General features: G+C 72.1%; 1 protein-coding gene. It reads left to right on the plus strand.

Annotated features, from left to right (window positions below):
* Nucleotides 1-287: glycerophosphodiester phosphodiesterase (locus tag QWY28_RS23500; protein ID WP_336622434.1), on the plus strand; the 287-nt coding region annotated here is incomplete at both ends.

The raw sequence follows: 287 nt of genomic DNA on the forward strand, positions 1-287 counted from the left end.
CCCTGCGCAAGCTGTGCGAGGTGGCCGCCGACTACGACCGGCGCATCGAGCTGGCGATCGAGACCAAGCACCCCACGCGCTACAGCGGGCTGGTCGAGAAGCGGGTCGTCGAGGTGCTCCGCGACTTCGGCTGGGACCGGGCCGGGACGCCCGCGCGGGTGATGAGCTTCAGCTTCACGGCGCTCCAGCGGGTCGAGCGGCTCGCCCCGGAGGTGCCGGTGGTGATGCTGATGGAGCGCGCGCAGTACTGGCCGGCCCTGCGGCGCGTCATCGGCAAGGACTGGCTG

Origin of the sequence: Nocardioides oceani, from assembly GCF_030412965.1 — a bacterium.
Classification (GTDB): domain Bacteria; phylum Actinomycetota; class Actinomycetes; order Propionibacteriales; family Nocardioidaceae; genus Nocardioides; species Nocardioides oceani.